General features: G+C 73.8%; 3 protein-coding genes and 2 pseudogenes. 3 read left to right on the top strand and 2 right to left on the bottom strand.

Annotation, left to right across the window (positions count from 1 at the left end; genetic code table 11):
• Positions 1-96 precede the first annotated feature (96 nt).
• From JNW87_RS41015 to JNW87_RS33440, 3 genes and pseudogenes are all read left to right on the top strand, one after another.
• Positions 97-1687 (top strand): annotated as a pseudogene (locus JNW87_RS41015) (S8 family serine peptidase); the annotation flags it as partial.
• 60 nt (positions 1688-1747) lie between these two features.
• Positions 1748-2681, top strand: a pseudogene (locus tag JNW87_RS33445) (GNAT family N-acetyltransferase).
• Positions 2682-2774: 93 nt separating this feature from the next.
• Positions 2775-3017 (top strand): hypothetical protein, encoded by a 243-nt coding sequence (locus tag JNW87_RS33440; RefSeq protein WP_109805328.1) that lies wholly within the window; start codon positions 2775-2777, stop codon positions 3015-3017.
• Between the two features lie 64 nt (positions 3018-3081).
• Here JNW87_RS33440 and groL read toward each other — a convergent pair whose 3' ends face one another.
• Complete coding sequence (gene groL, locus JNW87_RS33435) at positions 3082-4704, bottom strand: chaperonin GroEL (protein ID WP_109805329.1); 1623 nt, start codon at positions 4702-4704, stop codon at positions 3082-3084.
• A 277-nt stretch (positions 4705-4981) separates the two neighbouring features.
• On the bottom strand, positions 4982-5927 hold a 946-nt coding region (locus JNW87_RS33430), incomplete at its 5' end, for a hypothetical protein (RefSeq protein ID WP_238455050.1).

The following is a 5927-nucleotide window of genomic DNA, read 5'->3' as shown; positions in this document are numbered from 1 at the left end:
GCGCGCAGCGGGGCGACCCAGACCATGCGCCGGGCGCTGGCCATCGACCGACCGGGAATGGTGGTGCCCGGTCCGGTCACCTCGGCCATGTCGGTCGGCCGCGCCCCGGTGCGCTGGCTGGTCGGGCTCGGCGTGCTGGGCCCGCTGGCCCTCGCCGACCCGGAGGAGCTCACGGTGCTCCTCGCGACCACCCGCGACGTGCCGTACTGGGTCGCGGTCGCGACCGGCGCGGCGTTCGCCGTCGCGGTGCTGCTCGCCGTCGGGTACGGCGTCCTGCTGGCCCGGCCGCGCGCCGGCACGCCCCGCCGCCGGGTGGCCGGGGTGGCCGCCGCAACCCTGCTCGCCGCGGTCGCGGTGGTGTACGTGGTCCCCGGGCAGCCCGGGCTGTACGGCGACCGGCTGCTGGTGGTGCTCCGCGAGCAGGCCGACCTCGACGGCATCCCGACCGGGGCGCCCGGTCGGGCCGGCCGGGACGCCCGGGCCGCCGAGGTCTACCGGCGGTTGGTGGCCACGGCCGACCGGACCCAGGCGGGGCTGCGCCGGGAGCTGACCCGGCTGCGCCTGCACCCGACGCCGTACTACCTGGTCAACGCCATGGAGACGGACGGCGGGCCGGAGGTGCGGGCCTGGCTCTCCGGTCGGCCCGAGGTGGCCCGGGTGCTGGTCAGCCAGCGGCTGCGCCCGCTGCCGGCGGCGGCCCGGCCCGCTCGTGGCAGGGTGCCCGCGCCGGCCGGGCGGCCTGGAACGTCGCGCTGATCGGCGCCGACCGGGTCTGGTCCGAGCTGGGCGTGACCGGCTCGGGCGTGGTGGTCGGCGCCTCCGACTCCGGGGTGGACGGTCGGCACCCGGCGCTGGCCGCCGGCTTCCGCGGCGGCGACGACTCCTGGTACGACCCGTGGGCGCACACCCGCACCCCGAACGACCAGGGCGGGCACGGCACCCACACGGCGGGTAGCGCGGTCGGCCGGGGCGGGATCGGCGTCGCCCCCGGCGCCCGCTGGGTGGGCTGCGTCAACCTGGACCGCAACCTGGGCAGCCCGGCGCGTTACCTGGACTGCCTGCAGTTCATGCTGGCGCCCTTCCCGTTCGGCGGGGACCCGTTCACCGACGGGCGGCCGGACCGGGCGCCGGACGTGCTGACCAATTCGTGGGGCTGCCCGCCGATCGAGGGCTGCGACCCCGGGGCGCTCCGGCCGGCCACCGCCGCGCTGGCGGCGGCGGGCATCCTGGTGGTCGCGGCGGCCGGCAACACCGGCCCGTACTGCGGTTCGGTGGCCGACCCGCCGGCCCCGTACCCGGACGTGCTGACCGTGGGCGCGGTGGACCGGGCGCGCAGCTCACCCGCTTCTCGGGCCGGGGGCCGGCGGCCGGCGGGGCGGCCAAACCGGACCTGGTCGCGCCCGGCGCGGACGTGCTGTCCGCATTCCCGGGTGGGGGTTACGCCACCCTGTCCGGCACCTCGATGGCGACCCCGCAGGTGGCGGGGGTGGTGGCGTTGATGTGGTCGGCGAACCCGGCGCTGGTCGGCGACCTGGCGCGGACCCGGCGGATCCTGCGGGAGACCGCCACCCCGGCCGGGGTCCGCCCGGACGACCCGACCGGGCGCCGCTGCGGCGGCGACGCTGACCTGGTCGGCGCCGGCCTGGTCGACGCGTACGCCGCCGTCCGGGCCGCCCGCGCCGGGTGAGCGGAACCGGGCCGATTCGACGGTGCCGCCGGGCCGCCGGATGACCTAGGGTCGGCGACCATGGACGCGGAGATCATCGAGCTGGACCTTGACCGTCTGCCCGCCGTCGTCGACCTCTGCCGGCAGGCGCTCGACCTGCCCGAGGACGCCGCCGAGCGCCGGCGATCCTGGACACCCTGACCACCCGAGCGGCGGCCGACCGCCCGGTGCTGCTGATCGGCGCGGTGCGCGGGGCCGAGCTGGTGGGGGTGCTGGTCGGGTCGGTCGCGCAGCGGGACCCGCGGCTCGGGCACGTCGACCTGGTGGCGGTGGCGCCGCGGGAGCGCCGCCGGGGTGTCGGGCGGGCCCTGCTGGCCGAGGCGGAACGGCGGCTCGCCGGGCTGGGCGCGGTCGAGCTGCTGCTGGCCGGGAATCCGCCGTACTACGCCTGGCCGGGCGTCGACGTGCGCTACACCCCGGCGGTCTGCGCCGCGCTGCGGCTCGGCTACCGGCAGGACCGTACGGCGTGGAACATGACCGCGGACCTGTCGGAGGGCTCGCCGGCGCTGCGCTCCACGGAGGCGGCCGAACGCCGGCTGGCCGGTCAGGGCGTCACGATACGCCGGGCCGAGCCGGCGGACCTGGCCGCGCTGGCCGCCTTCGCCCGCGCACCTTCGGCGGGACGTGGGACGGCGAGCTGGCCGGCTCGGTGGGGCGGCCGGACGCCGGGGCGCACCTGGCGGAGCGGGACGGCGAGATCCTGGGCTTCGCGGCGTACGGCTCCGCGCGACCGAGCTGGTTCGGCCCGATGGGGACGGCCCCGGCTGCGGAGGGCTCCGGCATCGGCGGGGTGCTGCTGCGCCGCTGCCTGCGGGATCAGGCGGTGGCGGGAATCGGCGCGGCGCAGATCGGTTGGGTGGGCCCGGTGCCGTTCTATTCGGGCAGCGCGGGCGCGCGGATCGAGCGGGTCTTCTTCCTGTACCGGAAGGCGATCGACGGGCACCCGGTCGGGTAATTAAAAGGGCGAAAGGGATATAGACGCCAATAATGCCATTCGCCCGTGCCGGTCATCGACCGCCCCCTACGGTTGCCCGTAGAGGAGGCAGCCATGACCACGGATGACGAACGGATCGAGGACCAGCCCGCGAGCTGGCCACCGGTCGGTGAACTCCCCGGGCAACTGCCGTTCGACCGGCTCGACTACGGCGACGCCGAGCAGCTGGCGGAGCTGGCCGGCGCCGACGCGCCGGCGGCCGAGGAGACCCGGCAACCGGTCGACGAGCCGGTCCGGATCCGGCCGCCGTACAACCGGACGCACAAACGACGCAACCAGCGGCCGCTGCCGACGTGACGGACGGAAAGGGGACGGACCGCTGACGCGGCCCGCCCCCTTTCGGCGTTCGGTGGAACTGGACTCAGAAGTCCATCTCCCCGCCACCCGGACCAGCCGGGGCGGCCGGGGTCTTCTCCGGCTTGTCCGCCACGACGGCCTCGGTGGTGAGGAAGAGCGCCGCGATCGACGCGGCGTTCTGCAGCGCCGAGCGGGTCACCTTGGCCGGGTCGATGATGCCCGCGGCCAGCAGGTCGACGTACTCGCCGTTGGCGGCGTTCAGGCCCCAGCCCGCCTCGATGTTGCGGACGTGCTCGACGACCACGCCACCCTCGAGGCCGGCGTTGACGGCGATCTGCCGCAGCGGGGCGTCCAGCGCGATCTTGACGATCTGCGCGCCGGTCGCCTCGTCGCCGGTCAGGTCCAGCTTGTCGAAGGCGGTCTTGCCGGCCTGCACCAGCGCGACGCCACCACCCGGGACGATGCCCTCCTCGACGGCGGCCTTCGCGTTGCGGACGGCGTCCTCGATGCGGTGCTTGCGCTCCTTGAGCTCGACCTCGGTGGCCGCGCCGACCTTGATCACCGCAACACCGCCGGCCAGCTTGGCCAGGCGCTCCTGCAGCTTCTCCCGGTCGTAGTCGGAGTCGCTCTTCTCGATCTCGGCGCGGATCTGGTTGACCCGACCCTGGATCTGCTCGGCGTCACCCGCGCCGTCGACGATGGTGGTCTCGTCCTTGGTCACCACGACCTTGCGGGCGCGGCCCAGCATGTCGAGGCTGACGGCGTCCAGCTTGAGGCCGACCTCCTCGCTGATGACCTGGCCACCGGTGAGGATGGCGATGTCGGCCAGCATGGCCTTGCGGCGGTCACCGAAGCCCGGCGCCTTGACGGCGACCGACTTGAAGGTGCCGCGGACCTTGTTGACGACCAGGGTCGCCAGGGCCTCGCCCTCGATGTCCTCGGCGATGATCAGCAGCGGCTTGCCGCCCTGCATGACCTTCTCCAGGATCGGGAGCAGGTCCTTCACCGACGAGATCTTGCTGTTGACGATCAGGAGGTACGGGTCGTCGAAGACGGCCTCCATACGCTCCGGGTCGGTCATGAAGTACGCGGAGATGTAGCCCTTGTCGAAGCGCATACCCTCGGTGAGCTCGAGCTCCAGGCCGAAGGTGTTGCTCTCCTCGACGGTGATGACGCCTTCCTTGCCGACCTTGTCCATCGCCTCGGCGATGATCTCACCGACGGTGCTGTCACCGGCGGAGATGGAGGCGGTGGAGGCGATCTGCTCCTTGGTCTCGACGTCCTTGGCGAGCTTGGACAGCTCCTCCGAGACGCTGGCCACGGCGGCCTCGATGCCCCGCTTCAGGGCCATCGGGTTCGCACCGGCGGCCACGTTGCGCAGGCCCTCGCGAACCAGGGCCTGAGCCAGGACGGTCGCCGTCGTCGTGCCGTCACCGGCCACGTCGTCGGTCTTCTTGGCGACCTCCTTGACCAGCTCGGCGCCGATCTTCTCGTACGGGTCCTCGAGCTCGATCTCCTTGGCGATGCTCACACCATCGTTGGTGATGGTGGGGGCACCCCACTTCTTCTCGAGCACGACGTTGCGGCCCTTGGGGCCGAGCGTCACCTTCACGGCGTCGGCGAGCTGGTTCATGCCCCGCTCGAGGCCGCGGCGCGCCTCTTCGTCGAACGCGATCATCTTGGCCATACGGCGTTGTCCTCCTGGACACTCACGGGCCACCCGAGTGTGTGCCCCGGATGGGCCGCCTGGTGTACGCACCTAGGGGACGTCGCCACCTGGCGACGACGACGTCTCCTCGGTCGGGCCGGACAGCCCGCGACGACCGGCCATGTGCCGCTCCGGCGCCATCGAGACGCCGGCGCAGCCGTGGCCCTACCGCCCCGACCATTGGCACTCACGGTATGCGAGTGCCAATGACCTGTTTAGCACTCTCCCTTGCCGAGTGCAAGCACGATGGGCTCGCTCAGCCGAGTTCCGCCGCGAGTCGGGCGGAGTTCACCGGGCCCTCATGGGCCCGCTGCTCGGCGTACGTCACGACGAGACCGATCAGGTAGGCCAGCCAGGCCGGCAGGTAGAGCAGCACGGTGACCACCGAGCCCACGACGGTGCCGGCGGTGATCTCGAAGGCGCCGGCCGGCCCGCCGGCCAGGCTGATGATCATCTGCACCGGTACGGCCACCATCGAGCTGATCGTCGCCAGCAGCCCGACCAGGAGCACCCGGCCGAGCACCTGCCCCAACCGGGCGTGGAAGATCTTGAAGGACCGGGCGATCGGGTTGACCCGCTCGAAGAGCAGCACCGGGCCGGCCAGGCTGAGCGCGCACATCAGATAGATCCCGGGCAGGTAGCAGAAGATCGTGCCGACCAGCACCATCGCGAACACGAGCAGCATCCAGCCCCAGAGCGCCGGCGCCCGCCGCAGGCCGTAGCGCAGCGCGCCGCCCACCGTCACCGGCTCGCCGGCCGCCTGCCGGGTGACCGCCCAGGTGCCGGCCGCCCAGCCGACGCACTGGACGGCCAGCGCGAAGACCCCGACCACGAGCGCCACTCCGAAGAAGACGAGCAGCTCGCGGAAGTAGTCGGCGGGGAACGGGGCGGGCGGCTCACCCGGCGCGGTGACCGTGAGGGTGGGGTGCGGGTAGAACGGCAGCGCGAACAGCGTGATCGCGATGCCCGGCAACCCCTGAGTGATCAGCATGATCGGCAGCAGGACGCGCCAGCTCCGGCGCAGCGCGCCGGCGCCGCGCTGGAACCAGCCGGCGACGCCGGCCCCCGGCGGCGTGACCAGCGGATCCTGGGGGTCGTACCCGGCAGCGGGCAGCCATGGCGCGCCCCCGGCCGGCGGATACCCGCCGTGGGGCGGGTGGCCGGCGAAGGGAGCCGGCGGCCAGTACGGCGGCGGCGCGGCG

It is taken from the genome of Micromonospora sp. ATA51, from assembly GCF_016802855.1.
GTDB lineage: Bacteria > Actinomycetota > Actinomycetes > Mycobacteriales > Micromonosporaceae > Micromonospora > Micromonospora sicca.
This window is presented reverse-complemented; position numbering and strand designations above follow the sequence as displayed.